Origin of the sequence: Streptacidiphilus sp. MAP12-33 (genome assembly GCF_041261265.1) — a bacterium.
In the GTDB taxonomy this organism is placed as follows: domain Bacteria; phylum Actinomycetota; class Actinomycetes; order Streptomycetales; family Streptomycetaceae; genus Streptacidiphilus.
Window position 1 is genome coordinate 127,233 of the sequence record NZ_JBGCCA010000017.1, and the last position, 17,775, is coordinate 145,007.

3 protein-coding genes are annotated in these 17,775 nt (G+C 73.2%); all 3 read right to left on the reverse strand.

From position 1 onward, the window contains the following. Nucleotides 1–17: 17 nt before the first annotated feature. Nucleotides 18–9,347 carry an amino acid adenylation domain-containing protein gene (locus ABH931_RS18640; RefSeq protein ID WP_370114625.1) on the reverse strand — a complete coding sequence of 3,110 codons (9,330 nt, stop codon included), beginning with the start codon at nucleotides 9,345–9,347 and terminating at the stop codon, nucleotides 18–20. Nucleotides 9,348–9,388: 41 nt separating this feature from the next. Next, nucleotides 9,389–14,971, reverse strand: coding sequence for an amino acid adenylation domain-containing protein (locus tag ABH931_RS18645; protein WP_370114627.1), 5,583 nt, complete (start codon nucleotides 14,969–14,971; stop codon nucleotides 9,389–9,391). A 222-nt stretch (nucleotides 14,972–15,193) separates the two neighbouring features. Beyond that, on the reverse strand, nucleotides 15,194–17,752 hold the full coding sequence (locus ABH931_RS18650) for an FtsX-like permease family protein (RefSeq protein WP_370114629.1): 2,559 nt from the start codon (nucleotides 17,750–17,752) through the stop codon (nucleotides 15,194–15,196). Nucleotides 17,753–17,775: the final 23 nt, after the last annotated feature.

Sequence of the window (17,775 nt, forward strand, 5' to 3'; positions counted from 1 at the left end):
GGGTTCCAGCTCCAGCGTCACCTCACGGGTGCGGCGCTACGACGCAGCAGCCGCCCGGCGAGCTGGAGCAGCTCGATCCGGCCCGTGTCGGGGTCGCGCACGAACCGGCCCGTGCCCGGCACTCCGCCACCGCCCTCCGCGGTGAACCGCAGATCGGCGTGGCACCTGAGCGTGGCGTGCGGGCCGTGCCCGACGGACAGGGTGAGTCCTTCGGGCCGCTCCTGGACCAGGCAGCCCCAGTCGCCGTTGGCGTAGTACCCCGCGCACTCGGCCGGTGCGCCGATCCGCGCGCCCGGAGCGGACAGCACGCGCTTGGAGTGGTCGGCCACGACCAGGCCCGCCGCGCCGAGTTCGGCCAGCAGGTCCTCCCACAGGGCGGCGCCGGTGCTCGCGTTCGCGGTGAGCGCGACGGCCGTGCCGGTGGACGGGTCGAAGCGCAGGTGGGACCAGGCGCCGTCGCCGCTGCCGTCGTGGCCGTTCCACGCGCCGTCCGCGCCGTGGAACACGGCCCAGCCCAGTCCCCAGCCGTCGGCCAGGCCGAAGGGTCCGACCGCCAGGCCGGCGGTCTGATCCTGGAGCATCGCGTCGGCGGCCGCGGGGTCGAGCACTCCTGGCGCGGTCCGGTCGTGCACACCGGCCAGCCGCACCAGGTCGGCCGCGCCGGCCGCCAGCGCCACGGCGGGGTCGTCGAGCGGGGAGAAGTTCTGCTCGGGCACGGTGAGCACCTGGTCGAGCACCACGTGGCCCCGGGCCACGGGACGCGCGCCCGGCTCCCCGTGGAACGCGGCCGTGATCCCGAGCGGACGCAGCAGCATCGACTCCACGGCGGTCCGCCAGTCCAGGCCCGTGAGCACCTCGACCAGACGGCCCGCGAGCACGTAGCCGACGTCGGAGTAGGAGAACGCGCTGCCCGGCCGGTCGAGGACGGCGGTCTCGTCGCAGTGCGCCTCCACCCAGGCACGCCGGTCCGCGCTGGGCACCCGCTCGTCGACCGCGGCGACCAGTCCGCCGGTGTGGCTGAGGGCCTGCCGGGCGGTCACCCGACCCACCGGGCCGGTGACGGCCAGCTCGGGGAGGTACGCGCCGATCGGGGCGTCCAGGTCGAGGCGTCCTTCGGTCGCCAGCCGTTGCACGAGCAGTGCGGTCACCGGCTTCGTCAGGGAGGCGACGGGGAACACGGTGTCGGCCGTGACCGGCAGGCCGCCGCCCGCCACCCGCTCCCCCGTCTCGACGGTGACCAACCGGCCGCCGAGGCGCAGCGCGAGCTGCGCGCCCGGCACCTGGTGCCGGTGTGCCAGCTCGGTGAGGCGGGCGGTCAGGAACGCGTGGCTGACGGCGCCGTGGTCCGGGGCGCCGGAGGTCGTCACCCTTGCGGCGCCGGTGGGCCTTTCCGTACCGGTCGGCGTCGGCTCGGAAGAGGTCGGCTCGGAAGGGGTCGGCTCGGAAGGGGTCTGCCGGGGTATGGCCGCCGCCGTGGGATCCACGGCGGGTACCGCCACGGCGGCCAGGCGCTCGATGGTCGGGGACGAGAACAGGTCCTTCGGCACGATGTGCCATCCGGCCCGGCGGGCGCGGTAGACCACCTGGACGCTCAGCACCGAGTTCCCGCCGAGCGCGAAGTAGTCGCTCGTCGCGTCGATCCGGTCGACCGGGATGCCGAGCACGTCCGCCCAGATCGCGGCCAGGGTGGCCTGCGCCCCTTCGCTCGGGGCGATCCGGGGCGCGTCGGAGTCCGGGACGGCGTCCGGGACGGGCAGCGCCCGCCGGTCGACCTTGCCACTCGGCGTCATCGGGAAGGTCTCCAGCGCCACCAGGAACGCGGGCACCATGTAGCCCGGCAGGTGGCGCTCCAGATGCGCCTTCAGGTCCGCGGTCACGGCGGGCAGGTCCCCGGCCGGCACGAAGTACGCGGCCAGCTGCCGGTTGCCCGGCTGGTCCTCCCGTGCCACCACGACGGCCGAGCCCACCTGCGGATGGGTGCCCAGCACGGTCTCGATCTCGCCGAGCTCGATCCGGAAACCCCGGATCTTGACCTGGTCGTCGACCCGGCCGACGAACTCCAGGTTCCCGTCGGCGCGCCGGCGCACCACGTCCCCGGTGCGGTACATCCGCTCGCCACCGGGCCCGTACGGATCGGCGACGAACCGGGTCGCGGTCAGCGCGGCACGGTTCGCGTAGCCCCGGGCCACTCCGGCGCCCGCGATGTACAGCTCGCCGGGCACGCCGGGCGGGGTGGGCCGCAGGTCGGCGTCGAGCACGTACACCCGGGTGTTGGCGATCGGCCTGCCGATCGGCGGCCCGCCGGCGGCGCGATCCGACAGGCCTGGCGTCAGCTGCGCGGCGGTCGACCAGATCGTGGTCTCGGTCGGCCCGTACACGTTCGTCACCGACGGCGACCCGGCGGTCAGTGCGTCGGCCAGCTCCTGGGGCAGCGCCTCGCCGCCGACCAGCACCCGCAGCCGGGCCAGGATCTCCGGTGCGCCCTCCAGCACACCTCGCCACAGACTCGGTGTCGCCTGCATCACGGTGACCCCCTGCTCGTCGACCAGCTCACGCAACTGCTGCGGGTCGCCGACCAGTTCCTTGTCGGCCAGCACCACGGTCGCACCGCTGACCAGCGGCACGAACAGCTCCAGGTGCGCGATGTCGAAGCCGACGGTCGTCACCGCCAGCAGCCGGTCCCCAGGGGTCATCGCGGTGCGGTCGCGCATGTCGACCACGAAGTTGCGCAGGTTGCCCCGGGTGACCACCACGCCCTTCGGTTGCCCGGTGGAGCCGGAGGTGTAGAGCGTGTAGGCGGCGTTCTCGGTGTTGGCCGGCGCGGACGGGACCGGGCGCGTGGCCGGGTGGTCCGCCAGCGCGGCGACCACGCCGGGGTCGGTGAGCGAGAGCACGGGCGTGCCCTGCGGCAGGCCGGGGACGTCGGCGTCGCCGGTCAGGACCAGGGCCGGGGCCGCATCGCGCAGCATGTGGGCGAGGCGTTCGCGCGGGTGGTCCAGGTCCAGGGGCAGGTAGGCGCCGCCGGTCTTGAGCACCGCGAGCATGGCCACCAGCAGGTCGGGCGTGCGCGGGCAGGCCAGGGCGGCGATCTTCTCGGGGCCGAGGCCCAGCGCGACCAGGTGGTGGGCGAGCCGGTTCGCGCGCGCGTCCAGTTCGGCGTAGCTGAGCACACTGTCCCGGTGCACCAGCGCGGTGCTCCGCGGGCCGGCCGCCGCCTGCTGCTCGAACAGTTCGATGGTGGTCAGCGCTCCGGTCGGCCGGGTGGTGGCGTTCCACTCGTGCAGCAGAACGGCCTCTTCGGCGGCGGGGAGCAGTGGCAGCGAGCCGAGCGGGGACCGGGCGTGGTCGGCGAAGGCGTCGAGCACCGTCCCCAGGCGTGCCACGAGCCGCTCGACGGTGTCCTGGTCGAACAGGAGCGGGTCGTAGCCGAGACGCAGACGCAGCTCGTCGGTGGTGTACGCGGTCAGCGCGAGGGCGAAGTTGGTCTCCTCGGCGCCGTTGGTCCCACGCACCGTGAGCCCGTACCGGGAGGCCGCGTCCCGGTCGTAGGGGAAGCTCTCGAAGACGACGATGCTGTCGAACAGGTTCGACTCGCGGGTCACCTCGCTCCAGCCCCGGACCTGGGCCAGCGACACGTGTTCGAACTGGCGGGTCTCGACCTGCTCGTCCTGGATCCGCCGAAGCCAGGTCACCAGGTCGAGGCCGGTGTCCACGGTCGTGCGCACGGGCAGGGTGTTGATGAACAGACCGACGATCTCGTCCGCACCGGCCAGGTTCTCCGGCCGACCGGAGACGGTCGCGCCGAAGCAGATGTCGCGCTCGCCGCTGTGCCGGGCGAGCAGCAGCGCCCACGCGCCCTGGACGACCGTGTTGACCGTCAGCCGCGCGTTCTTGGCGAACGTGTAGAGCCGGCTGGAGCGCTCGGCGGGCAGTCGCAGGTGCACGTCACGCGAGGAGCGCGCGTCGTGCGCGGCCAGCGGCGGCCGGTCGAACGGCAGGGGTGTGGCGGCGGTGAAGCCCTCCATCGTGCGGCGCCAGTGCGTCTTCGCGGCCTCGTCGTCCTGCTCGGCCAGCCACTGGACGTAGTCCCGGAAGGGGCGGCGCGGCTTCGGTGCCGGGACCGGTGCGCCGCCGAGGGCGCCCCATTCCTCGAACACCTGGGCCAGGACGTCGGCGAAACTCCAGCCGTCCAGCAGCAGGTGGTGGGAGGACCAGAAGATCTGGACGCTCGCCCCCGGAAGCCTGGCGATGGTCAGCCGCATGAGCGGCGCCCGGGTCAGGTCGAGTCCGAGCGCGGGCAGGCCGTCCCACAGCGAGCGCGACACGGCCTCGTACTGCTGCTGGGTCAGCTCGCTCCAGTCCAGCTGCGTCACCGGCAGCCGCACCTCGCGGTGGACGCTCTGGAGCGGCACGTCCGCGCCGGAGCCGACCACCGCGGTGCGCAGGACCGGGGTGCGGTCCACGACGCGCTGGAACGCGTCGGCCAGCCGTTGCGGGTCGTCCACGCCGTCCACGACCGCGGCGAAATGCGTGAGGTACACGTCGCCGCCGCCGTCCGCGTCGAGCGAGTGGAACAGCATGCCGCTCTGCATCGGCGTCAGCGGGTAGAGGTCCTCGATCAACCGGCCGTCGCCGGCGATGCGGTCCACCGCCTCCTGGGCCAGGCCCGCGAGCGGGAAGTCCGAGGGCGTGCAGCCGCCGGCACCGGGCCGGGCGCAGTGCTCGACGATCTGTTCCAGGGCCGCGAGGAACTCCTCGGCCAACTGCGCCACCGTCTCCTCACGGTGGACGTTGGCGGAGTACTCCCAGCCGAACTCCAGTTCGCCGTCTCGCACCATGCCGGTGACCTCGATCAGGCACTGACGGGCCTGGTCGGGTCCGCGGTCGGGCACGGGGTTGCGGCACCAGCCCCGGAACAGCCCGGCGCCGCCGGGGTCGGTGTCGAACCGGCCGTGGTAGTTGAATCCGACCTGGCACTGGCGGCCTCCGCTCAGCGCGCCCGGCGCGGCGAGGTGGCGCAGAGCGCCGTAGCCCAGGCCACGGGAGGGCACGGCACGCAGTCCCTCCTTGACCGCCTTCAGCGTGGCGCCCCAGTCCTCGTCCTCGGGCAGGTCCAGCACCACCGGGAACACGGTGGTGAACCAGCCGACGGTGCGTGAGAGGTCGACGTCGTCGAACAGGTCCTCGCGCCCGTGGCCCTCCAGTTCCACCGGAACGGTGCCGCCGGCCCAGTTGCTCAGCACCCGGGCGAGGGCACTGAGCAGCACGTCGTTGGCCTGGGTCCGGTACACCCGCGGCACCTTGCGCAGCAGCGCCTCGGTGCGGTCCGCGTCCAGCCGCCGGGTCAGGGTGCGCGCGGAGCCGGCGGTGTTGCGCCCCCTGCGGTCCACCGGCAGCGCGGCGGCCTCCAGCGTGGCCTTCTCGACCCGCGTCCAGTGGTCCAGCTCCGCATCGAAGCCGCCTTCGGCCGCCAGGGCGGCCAGGCGCTCGGCCCAGGCGCGGAACGAGGTGGACTTCGCGCCGAGGTCCACCTGCTCGCCGCGCGCCGCCTGCCGGTAGCCGGTGTCCAGATCGGCCAGGATGACCCGCCAGGACACCGCGTCCACGACGTAGTGGTGCGCGGCGAGGAAAAGGCGGGGCGGCCGGCCGCGGCCGAGGGTGAGCAGCAGGGCAGTGAACAGCGGGCCGGTCCGGATGTCGAACCCGGTCTGCGCGGCGGTGATCGCCGCACCGACCGCCTCGTCCTGCGCGGCGTCGTCGAGCCCGGACAGGTCGACGCTCCGGAACACCGTGGGGTCCCCCGTGCTGTCGGCGACGGCCGCGGTGCGCTGCTGCCACCGTCCGCCGACCCGTTCGGCCCGGATGCGCAGCATGTCGTGGTGGTCGAGCACCGCACCGACGGCCGCGCGCAGCGCGTCGGTGTCCGCGTCGGTGTCGAGTTCGAGGTACAGGGACTGGTTGAAGTGGCCCGGTGCCTCGGGGAACTCCTCGAAGTACCAGTGCTGGACCGGCGTCAGCGGCACCGGCCCGGTCACCGGGCCCTGTTCGGCCTCGGGCGCGGTGAGCACGGTGACCTCGCCGGCCAGCTCCGCGATGGTCTGCCGCAGAAAGATCTGCTTGGTGGTCAGCCGGAGGCCCGACCGCCGGGCGAGCGAGACGACCTGGAGGCTGAGGATCGAGTCGCCGCCGAGGTTGAAGAAGTTGTCCTCGACGCCGATCCGGTCGGGCTCCACACCCAGTACCTGCGCCCAGACGTCGACGAGCAGGGTCTCGACGGGGGTTCGCGGCGCGACCCGGTGGGAGAGGCCGGCCACCGGTTCCTCCGGCACGGGCAGGGCGCGCCGGTCCAGGGTCCCGTTCGGGGTCATGGGCAGCGCGTCGAGCACCGTGATCGCCGTCGGCACCGCCTGGCTCGGGAGGTGGGCGGTGAGGAAGGCCCGCATGGCCGCGAGGTCGGGAGCCTGCGTCCCGGCGGGCACCACGTAACCGAACAGCCGGGTGTGGCCGGAGCCGTCGCGCCGGGCCACCGCCGCCGCGGTGGCCACCTCGGGGTGGCGGGCCAGGGCGCTCTCCACCTCGCCGAGCTCCACCCGGAAGCCGCGGATCTTCACCTGGTCGTCGGCTCGGCCGAGGTACTCCAGGTTGCCGTCACCGCGCCAGCGCACCACGTCGCCGGTACGGTAGAACCGGCCGGTGCCCGGCCCGAGGACGTCCCGGGGGAACCGCTCGGCGGTCAGTTCGGGCCGCTGCCAGTAGCCCTGGGCCACGCCGCCGCCACCGACGTAGAGCTCGCCGGGCACCCCGATCGGCGCCGGGCGGCCCGTCTCGTCCAGGACGTGCACGCTGGTGTTGACCATCGGCTTGCCGATCGGGACGAACGCCGACGGCTCGACCGGGTCGCCACGCAGGGCGAAGACGGTGGAGTCCACCGTGGTCTCGGTCGCTCCGTACGCGTTGACCACCAGGGCGTCGGGGCCGATGTGGTCGAGCAGGTCGGCGGCGTCCCCGGCCGGCCAGCCCTCGGCGCCCAGGGACACCAGCCGCAACGAGTCCAGGGTCAGGCCCCGCCACTCCAGTTCGGAGCTGATCGCCCGGGCCAGCGACGGGGTGGTGGCCAGGATCTGCGGCCGGACCTCGGCGATCAGGTCCACCAGCGTGGGCGGGTCGGTCACCGCCTCGGCCGGGCACACCACCATCTCGCCGCCGAACATGGCGGAGAAGAGGAAGTCGCCGAGGAACAGGTCGACACCGAAGCTGGCCACGCACAGGGCCCGGCCGCGGATCTCGTCCAGCCCGTACCGGGCGTTCCAGGACCGCAGGATGTGGTGGATGTTGCGGTGGTTGATCAGCACGCCCTTGGGCTTGCCGGTCGTGCCCGAGGTGTAGATCACGTAGACGAGGTCGTCCACGGTGACCCCAGACTGCGGGGGCGTGGCCGGCAGGGCGTCGAGCACGGGCCGGTCGCGGTCGAGGAGGACCACCGTCCCCTCGTGTCCGGCGACGCGGTCCGCCAGGGCGGTCTCGGTCACCACCACGGGGGCGGCGGCGTCGGCCAGCATCATGCTCAGCCGCTGGGCCGGGTAGTCCGGGTCGAGCGGGACGAACGCCGCGCCCGACTTCACGACGCCCAGCAGCGCGACCATCGCGTCCACGCCGCGCTCGACGCACACGCCGACGAGCGTCCCCGGGCCCACGCCCAGGTCTGCCAGGTGCCGCGCCAGCTGGTTGGCGCGCGTGGCCAGGCCGGCGAACGTGAGTCGTTCGCCGGCGCAGCTGACCGCGATCGCGTCCGGGATGCGCGCGGCCTGCTCGTCGAACAAGTCGTGCAGGCAGCGAGCGGGGCCGAACCCGACCGTGGGGCCGTTCCATTCGGTGGCCAGCTGGTGCTGTTCGGGCTCGGTGAGCAGGGGCAGCGACCGCATCGGCTCGTCCGGCCGGGAGGCGACGCCCTCGAGCAGGGTCACCAGGTGCCCGCTCATCCGCTCGATGGTGGCCCGGTCGAAGAGGTCGGTGCTGTACTCGACCTGGCCGGTCAGCGTGCCGTCGTGCTCGAAGAAGTCGAAGCACACGTCGAACTTGGCCACGTGCACGGACGCGGGGATCTCCGTGACCGTCAGGCCCGGCAGTTCGCCCCGCCCGCCCGGCAGGCTCTGCAGGTTGACCATCACCTGCACCAGGGGCGGCCGGCCCGGATCGCGTTCCGGCCGCAGCACGTCCACCAGCCGCTGGAACGGGACCTCGTCGTTGGCGAACGCGTCGAGCACGGTGGAACGGACGTCGCCGAGGAACTCGGTGAACGACCGCGCCTCCTCCACCTGGGACCGCAGCACGACGGTGTTGCTGAAGAAGCCGATCACCCGGTCCAGTTCGGCCCGGCCACGGCCCGCGGCCACCGAACCCACCGCGATGTCCTGCTGCCCCGAGTAGCGGGCGAACAGCAGCTGGCTCGCGGCCACCAGGGTCATGAACAAGGTGGCGCCGCTGCGGGCGCTGAGCTCCCGCAGCCGCTCGGCCAGCGGTTGCGGCAGGGTGATCTCGTGCATCGCGCCCGCCGAGCCGAGCACCGGCGGCCGCGGCCGGTCTGCCGGGAGCTCCACGGGGGGCAGCCCGGCCAGTTGCGTGCGCCAGTACCCGACCTGGCCGGCCACCTCGGGCCCGGCCAGCCGCTGTTGCTGCCACACGGCGAAGTCGGCGTACTGGAGCGGCATTTCGGGTAGTGCCTCGGCCGGGCCGCCCAGCCGCGCCGCGTAGCGGACGCCCAGTTCCCCGGACAGGATGCCGATGGACCAGCCGTCGCCGACGATGTGGTGCAGGCCCAGCACGAGCACGTGCTCGTCCGGGGCGAGGCGCAGCAAGGTCACCCGGAACAGCGGGCCGCGGCGCAGGTCGAACGGGGTGGACGACTCTCGTTCCAGGCGGCTGTCGAGTGCGGCGGCGCGCTCCGCCTCCGGCAGGTCGGCGAGGTCGACGAAGTCGACCGGCACCGGGGCGGGTTCGTGCACCACCTGGACGCCGCGTCCGGCGACCTCGTCAATGGTGGTGCGCAGCGCCTCGTGCCGTGCGGCCACGTCGTCGAGCGCCGCGCGCAGCGCCTCGACGCGCAGCTCGCCGGTCAGCCGCAGCACCTTCAGCGCGTTGTAGTCGACGTTGTCGGGGTTCAGGTCGGCCAGGAACCACAGCCCCTGCTGGCCCGCCGACAGCGGCAGCGCGCCGTCCCTGGACGCCGGGGTGATCAGGTGGTCCCGGGGTGCGGACTCGGCGGCGCCGGCAAGCTGCCGCATGACCAGTTCACGCAGATGTTCAGGCAGCTGCGACACCTGGTCCCTCGCGGCGGACGGCAGTTCCATGCTGTTCTCTCTCCCATGCGAAAAGGGCGGGTCCGGGGCGTTCAGGACTGGGCTGCGACGCTCTCGAGCACCGCGGTCAGGATCCGGTCGCGGACGGTCCCGGCCAGGTCGGCGATCGTCGGCTGTTCGAACAGATCCCGCGGGGTGACCTCGACTCCGAAGGCGGTTCGCATCCTGGCGACGATGCGCAGGCTGTTCAGGGAGTCGCCACCGAGCGCGAAGTAGTCGTCCTCGATGCCGACGCGCTCGATGCCGAGCACCTGCGACCAGATCCCGGCCAGTGCCTCCTCGGTCGGATCGCTCGGCGCGACGTACGCGGCGCCCGCGCCGTCCTGGCGGGTCGGGACGGGCAGCGCGGCCCGGTCGAGCTTGCCGTTGTGGTTGAGCGGCATCCGCTCCAGCCGGACGATCGCGGTCGGAACCATGTAGGCGGGCAGGGTGGAGCCGAGGTGGCGGCGCAGCCCCTCCACGCTCGGCTCCGGTGCCCCCGGCCGGGCCACGACGTAGGCCACCAGGCGCCTGTTGCCCTTGTCGTCCGGCCACACCGACACCACCGCCTCGGCCACCGCGTCGTGCCGCAGCAGCGCGCTCTCGATCTCGCCGGGTTCGACGCGGAAGCCGCGGATCTTGACCTGGTGGTCGGTGCGCCCGACGAAGTCCAGCAGGCCGTCCGGCAGGCGGCGCACCACGTCGCCGGTCCGGTACAGCCGTGCCCCGGGTGGGCCGAACGGGTCGGCGACGAACCGCTCGGAGGTCTTGGCCTGGTTGTCGACGTAACCGCGCGCCAGGCCGACGCCGCCGACGTACAGTTCGCCCGGCACCCCGATCGGCACCGGGGTGAGGTGGTCGTCGAGCACGTAGGCCCGGGTGTTGGCGAGCGGCTTGCCCAGCGGTACGGAGCGGTAGCCCGCGCCCTGCTCGACCTCGAACAGGCTCACGGTGACGCCCGCCTCGGTCGGCCCGTAGTTGTTGATCACCCGGTGCCGGCGCGCCCACGCCTCGGCGATCTCGGGCACGACCACGTCGCCGCCGACGCGGATGGTCTCCATCCCCGGCAGGGAGTCCGCGTCGAGCGAGGACAGGACGGTGATCGGGATGGACGCCGTGGTGACCTTGCCCGTCAGCAGGTGCTCGACCAGGTAGGCGCCGTTGCGGGCGACGTCGGGGGCCGGCACCACCATCGTGCCGCCGGCGGCCCAGGTGGTGAACAGGTCCTGCACCCCGGTGTCGAAGCTCATGGAGCACAGCTGGAACACCCGGCTGTCCGGGCCCAGTCCGTACGGTCCGGTCACCGCGGTCACGGTGTTGTGGAGCGAGCGGTGCTCGACCATCACGCCCTTGGGCCGGCCGGTCGAGCCCGAGGTGTAGACGACGTAGGCCAGGTCCCGGGCGCTGCCGCGCGGTCCGGGGTCGGTGTCCGGATACGCGGCGACGGCCGGCCAGTCCCGGTCCAGGAGCACCAGCTCCGCGTCGGTCGGCGGGAAGCGGTCGATGCCGTGCTCGTGGGCCAGCAGCACCCGCGGGCGGGTCTCAGCCAGCGTGAAGGCCAGCCGCTCGGCAGGGTAGTCGGGGTCCAGCGGCACGTAGGCGCCACCGGCCTTGAGGATCCCGAGGATCGCCACGAACAGGTCCAGGCTCCGCTCGACGGCGATGCCCACCAGCACGTCGCTGCCGACGCCCCGCTCGATCAGGTAGTGCGCCAGCTGGTTCGCCCGCGCATCCAGGTCGGCGTAGGTCAGCCGCTGGTCGTCGAGTTCCACCGCGACGGCGTCCGGGCGCAGCCGTACCTGGGCGGTCACCAGCTCCTGCATCTGGTGCTCGGCCACGGGGCCGCCGGCCGCGTCGGCCCGGTCACCCAGGACCAGCTGGAGCTCGGCGGTCGCGTGCGGCGGCAGTGCGCCGACGGTCCGCGCGGTGTCGTCGGCGAACGCCTCCAGCAGCGTCCGCAGGTAGTCCGTCATCCGGCGCACGGTGTCCGCCTCGAACAGCGCCGGGTCGTAGTGGACCCGCATGCTGGTCCGGTCACCGGGGTGCACGACGACTCCGAGCGCCGCACCGGAGCCCACCTCGTTGTCGAAGCGGCGCAGTTCCAGGCCGTGCGCGGTGAAGCTACGCTCCTCGAACGGGAAGTTCTCGAAGACCACGATGCTGTCGAACAGGTTGTCACCGGCCGACAGGCCGCTCCACGCCTGGGCCTGCGTCAGCGACACGTCCTCGAAGTCCCGGGCGCGGGCCTGGTCCGCCTGGAGAGCGGCCAGCCACGACTCCAGGTTCTGCTCGCGGTCCACCCGCACCCGCACGGGCAGGGTGTTGACGAGCATGCCGATGATCGAGTCGACACCCGGCACGTCGGGCGTCCGACCGGAGACGGTGCCGCCGAAGCAGACGTCCTGGCTTCCGCTGTACCGCGCGAGCAGCAGCGCCCACGCGCCCTGCAGCAGCGTGCTCGTGGTCAGCCGGGTCCGCTTGGCCACCTCCGTCAGCCGGGCGGACAGCTCGGGGGTGATGTCCACCTCCAGCCGCTCGGTCGCACGGGGCCGGTACCCGGGCGCGGCCGGACGGTCGTAGGGCAGCCGGGTCGGCGTGCTGAACGAGCCGAGCGCGTCGCGCCAGTGGGCCTCCGCCGCGGCCGCGTCCCGCCGGCCCAGCCGGCGCAGGTAGTCCCGGAACAGCGTCCGGGGCTGTGGCGCCGGTCCGCCGCCGTCGCGCAGCCGGGCGTAGTCGGCGGCCACCTCGGCGAGCAGTTCGGTGCTGCTCCAGCCGTCCATGACGATGTGGTGCACCGACCACAGCACCCGGACGCTCGTGTCGGTCAGCCGCAGGACGGTGACCCGGGCCAGGGGCGCTGCGGCGAGGTCCACCCCCTGCGCCCGGTCCTCCGCGCACAGCGCGCCCCAGCGCTCCCGCCGGTCTTCTTCCGGCAGGTCCCGCCAGTCGTGCTGGACCACGGGCAGCGTGGCGGCGGCCCGCACGACCTGCACCGGTGTGCTGACATCCGCCCAGTGCACGGCGGTGCGCAGGACCGGCAGCCGGTCGGCGGTGCGCTGCCATGCCCGGCCCAGCAGGTCCGGATCGTCGACGTGGTCGAGTACCAGGTCGAACTGGATCAGGTGCAGACCGGTGTCCTCGGTCATCAACGCGTCGAAGAGCATGCCGCTCTGCATCGGCGTCAGCGGGTAGACGTCCTCGACGGGTCCGCCCGCGGCGAGGTGTTCGGCCTCCTCGACGGTGAGCTGGACCAGCGGGCCGTTCTCCCCGTCGTCCTGCTCCGCGCCGTCGGCCCGGGTCGCGACCTGGGCCAGCTCCGCGATGGTCGGGGTGAGGAAGAGGTCCTTGGCGGTCAGCCGCAGGCCCTGCGCGCGCGCCCGGGAGACGACCTTGATGGCCTGGATGGAGTCGCCGCCGGAGGCGAAGAAGTTGTCGCTGACGCTCACCCGCTCGACGCCGAACACGTCGGCCCACACCCGGGCCAGCAGCCGCTCGGTGTCATTCCGGGGCTCGACGTGGTCCCCCGCGGTCAGCAGCTCGGCCTGCGGCGCGGGCAGCGCGGAGCGGTCGACCTTGCCGGTGTTCGACAGCGGCAGCGCCTCCATCGGGACGAACCAGGAGGGGACCTCGTAGCTGGGCAGCCGCGCGCGCAGGGCGTCACGCCATCCTGCGACGTCGGGCGCCCGGCCGTGTTCGGGCACCACGTAGGCCACCAGGTGCCGGGCACCGCGCACCTCGTGCACGACGACCACGCCGCCGGCGACGCCGTCGAGCGCGGTCAGCGCCGCCTCGATCTCGCCGATCTCGATCCGGAAGCCACGGATCTTGACCTGGTCGTCCGCCCGGGACAGGAAGTCCATCGTCCCGTCGGCACGCCGGCGGACGACGTCGCCGGTGCGGTACATCCGCTCGCCGGCGGGCCCGTACGGGTCGGCGACGAAGCGCCCGGAGGTCAGCGACGTCCGCCCGAAGTAGCCGCGCGCCAAGCCGTCTCCCCCGATGTAGAGCTCGCCCGGCGCGCCGACCGGAACCGGACGCAGCCACGCGTCGAGCACGTACAGGAGGGTGTTGTCGAGCGGCCGGCCGATCGGCACCGCGCGGGTCCGCACCTGGTCCAGGGTCAGTTCCTGGAACAGGGCGTAGGTCGTGGCCTCGGTGGGTCCGTACGCGTTGATGACCAGCGTGCCGGGGCAGTGCCTGATCACCTGCTCCAGTGCCTCCGGGGAGTGCACCTCGCCGCCGGTGATCACGATCGCGGCGCCCTTGAAGCAGTCGGGGGCCTCCTCGGCGAACAGGCGCAGCAGCGCGGAGGTGAGGAAGACCGCCGTCACGGCGTGCTCGGCGATCAGTTCGCGTACCAGGGCCGGTGTCGGCTCCTCGGCTGCGACCACCATCTCACCGCCGGTCAGCAGCGGCACCCACAGCTCGTAGGTCGCGGCGTCGAAGGCGTGCGGGGAGTGGAAGAGGACGCGCCGGTGTGCCGCGTCGCGCCAGCGGCTGTCCCCGGCCAGAGCGGCCACGTCGCGGTGGGTGATCGCGACGCCCTTGGGCGTTCCGGTGGAGCCCGAGGTGAACATGATGTAGGCGAGCTGCTGGGCGTCGATGGCCACGTCGGGGTCGTGGGCGGGCTCGCCGGAGGTGGTGGCCGCGTCGTTCACGACGAGCACCGGGACGTCGGCCGTGGTGGTCCGGTCGGCCAGGGCGCTGTCGGTGAGCAGCACCTGGGCGCCGACGTCCGCCAGGACGAAGCGGACGCGGTCCTCGGGGTAGGCGGCGTGCAGCGGGACGTAGACTCCCCCGGCCTTCAGCACCGCCAGGACCGACACGACCACGTGCACCGACCGGTCGAGCAGCAGCGCGACCCGGGACTCGGTGGTGACGCCCGCGGCGATCAGGCGGTGGGCGAGCCGGTTGGCTCGCTCGTTGAGTTCCGCGTAGGTGAGCCGCTGGTCTCCGAAGAGCACCGCGGGCTTGTCCGGGTACAGCCGTACCTGCTCGGCGAAGAGGCTCGGCAGGCTGGAGTGCCCGGGGTACGGGTAGGCGGTGTCGTTCCACTCGTGGAGCATGCGGTGCGCCTCGTCGGCGGGCACCAGCCTCAGCTCCCGCAGCGGCCTCCCCGGGCGGGCGACCGCTTCCGCGACCAGCGTGCGGAACGCGGCGGCCAGTTGCTCGACGGTCCCCGCGTCGAGCAAGTGGGGGTGGTAGTCGAGGTCCACCTCGAGCCCGCCGCCCCGAGCGGCGAAGCGCAGCGCGACATCGGCGACGGCGAACTTCGCGGGCAACTCGGCGTCCGCGGCGCGGGACACCTCACCGAGAATGCGTTCGAACGGCACCGCGCGGTCGACGACCGCGCGCACCGGACGGTCGTCCAGCGTCGCGGTCACCTCGTCCTGTCCGGCGTACACCGCGGAGAGCACCAGGCTCGCGGCGGCCAGCGCGCCGGACAGCGTGCCGCCGGCTGACTCCGCCAGTCGGCGCAGTCGCGCGGTGAGCGCGCTGTCGAGTGTGAACCGGTACGTCGCCGTGGCCGCGACGGACCGGGCGGATCGTGGACGGTCCAGGGGAAAGCGGGTCAGCGCTCGGTCGACGGTCGGATCCGTCGTCAGGACTGCTGCTGGGCGCCCCTCGTGGGTCATGTGCGGTCACTCCTCCGGCGGCACTTCCACGGCGGAAGCCATGTCTGAGCGCCAAGTCTCGCCAGCGCGGCGGCGAGTCGGCTACGCACTTGACGGAAGAGCGAAATAGGGCTGTCAGCAGGCACTTTGACGCCAAGGCAGGGCCGGAGGCGGCGGAGCCGCGGGAACGCCGAAGGCGCCACCGGTTCTCCGGCGGCGCCCTCGCGTACGCGTGCGGTGTCCTTACTCGCGTCCGCCGATCGCGTCGATGGGCGCGGACCGCATGGCGAACCGGGTGGCCACCGCGATCGAGCCCCAGCAGAGCGCGACGGTGAGCACCGCGATCGCGAGCAGCCCGAGCACGGAGATGTCGGGGACCGGTGAATGCGACAGCCCCAGGCTCATGCCGACCAGCGACGGGACTCCTGCCAGCAGACCGAACAGCAGCGCCGAGAAGATCACCGTCCGCGCCTCGCCGTTCATCATCGCGCGCACCTGGTCACGGCCCGCGCCGATGAGCTGCAGCATGGCGAACTCGCGCACGCGGGCCGCCGTCGCCATGACCAGGGTGTTCACCACGGCGATGGCGATGTAGCCCAGCAGCAGGGTCTGGAACAGGAGGTTGAGCGCCCAGCCGCCCGAGTCGCCGGCCGCGGGCGTGACCGAGAACGCGGCAGGGCCGCCCACCCGGACCGTCGGGTACGCTGCGACGGCCTTGCGCAACGCGTCGGCCAGCGCGCCCTGGTCGCTGCCGGGCGCGGACGCGACCAGCACCGCGGAGTCGACCTGCGCGGTGGTGTGGGCCACGACGAGGTCGTTGGGCAAGGTGACGTCCCCGAAGCCCAGGCCCCGGTCGTAGAGCGCCACCACGCGCGGCTTGATCAGCGTGCTGTCGCCGAGCCGCAGGACGACCGTCCCGCCGAGCTTCGCGTTCACCATACGGGCGGTGACGTCGCTGAGCGCGACCGTCCCGTCGTGCAGGTCCGCGATACTGCCGCCGTCGACCTTGAGGTCCATGGTGTCCGCGAGCCGGTCGGGGGTGACGCCCTGGGCGGCGAAGACCTTGGTCTGGGTGCCGAACGTCAGCAGTACCTGCATCCGCGCCACCGGCGTGACGGCGGACACCCCGGGCACGCTGCTCACCGCCGCCGCGACCTGCGGGGACACTCCGGCGCCCGAGGACGCGGTCAGCACATGGCCGGCCTTCAGCCCGTCGTTCAGCTGCGCCTGCGTCGCCGCGCCCGTCGTGGTGGCGCCGAAGATCTGTACGGCGGCCAGGGTCACTCCGATGGCCAGCGGGGTCGCCCCCGCGCTCAGGCGCCGCACGTTGGCCCGGGTGTTGGACTGCGCGAGGAAACCGGCGGCGTGGTTCTGGTTGTTCAGGAACCGGCCGAAGAGCACGATGGCGCCGCGCAGCAGCACGGGTCCGAGGCATCCCAGGGCCACGACGAAGAACAGCACCGCGCTGGCCGCGACGTCCGCGACCGAGTCGCCCGAGTCCGCCACGTTGCCCAGGGTCAGCAGCAAGCCGACCGGAATGAGCAGCACACCGATGGCCAACCGGACCCGGCCGAGCTTCCTGGGCTCGACGGCCGCCTCCCCGAGCGCCTCGACCGGGCTGGTCCTGGCCACCTTGCGGGCCACCAGCCAGCCGCTGATCCGGGCGCTGAACACGCACAGCACCAGCGAGGCCAGGACGGGCAGGACGCCCACGTCCATCCGGTAGTCCGGGGGCATCGCCCCGGCGAGGACGAACACGCCACGCATCACGAACGCGAGGAGGACGCCGGGGATCGCGCCGGCCAGGGCGCCGGACAGCGACACCAGGGTCATCTCGGCGCCGATCATCCAGTGGATCTGCCGGGGCGTCGCGCCGATGGCGCGCATCAGGGCCAGCTCGCGCCGCCGTTGCTGCACCGACAGGGTGAGGGTGCTGGCCACCACGAAGACCACGATCAGCACCATCGTGCCGCCGAACGACGCCGAGCTGTCGACCACCAGGTTGCGGGCGTCGCCGACGTCGAGGAACTCGACGTCGCCGCGGCCGGTGCCGGTGTGGGGCTCCACGCCGGGCACCGCGGCCGTGATCGCCTTGGACAACATGTCCGGGTTGACGCCGGGTTGGGCGAGCACGCCGATGGCGGCAACCTGGTCGGGGCGGCCGGACAGCTCGACGGCCTGGTCGTCGGTGAAGAACAGCGCCGACTGGCGGGCCAGGCCGCCCGGGGGCGGGTCGGCGATGCCCACGACGCGGTAGGTCGACGCGTTCGAACCCACCACCAACCGCACCGTGGAGCCGGTCGACAGGTGGGCGCGCCAGGCCAGGCCCGAGTCGAGGACGACCTCGTCGGGCGCGGTGGGCGCGTGTCCCGTGCCCACCCGGAACGGTCCGAGCTCGGCCGAGGTCCAGCCGTGCCCGTACACCGGATAGCCGTTGGCTCCGCCTACCACGCCGCCGTCGGAGTTCAGCACGCTGAGCTCGACGTCGACGTCGCCGACGGCCGCCTTCACCCCCGGTACGGCGGCGACGGCGGCGACCTTGTCGGCGGGCAGCGTGACGCGCTCGCTGTACCGGACGGCGGAGCTCTCGTCCAGCCAGAACGACTGCCCGGCGCTGAGGACCACGTCCGCACCCGCATAGCGTTCGGGAGCCACACCCGAGGCGAGCCCGGACATCAACAGGATCCCACAGGCCGTGATCACCGCCGAGCCCGCAGCGAGCGCGACGAAGGAACCGGCGAAGCCACCCTTCTGACCCTTGATCGTCTTCCAGGCCAGCGACAGGTCCCTGGGAAGGGGCACCAAGGAACGAAGCAGTCGGCCGA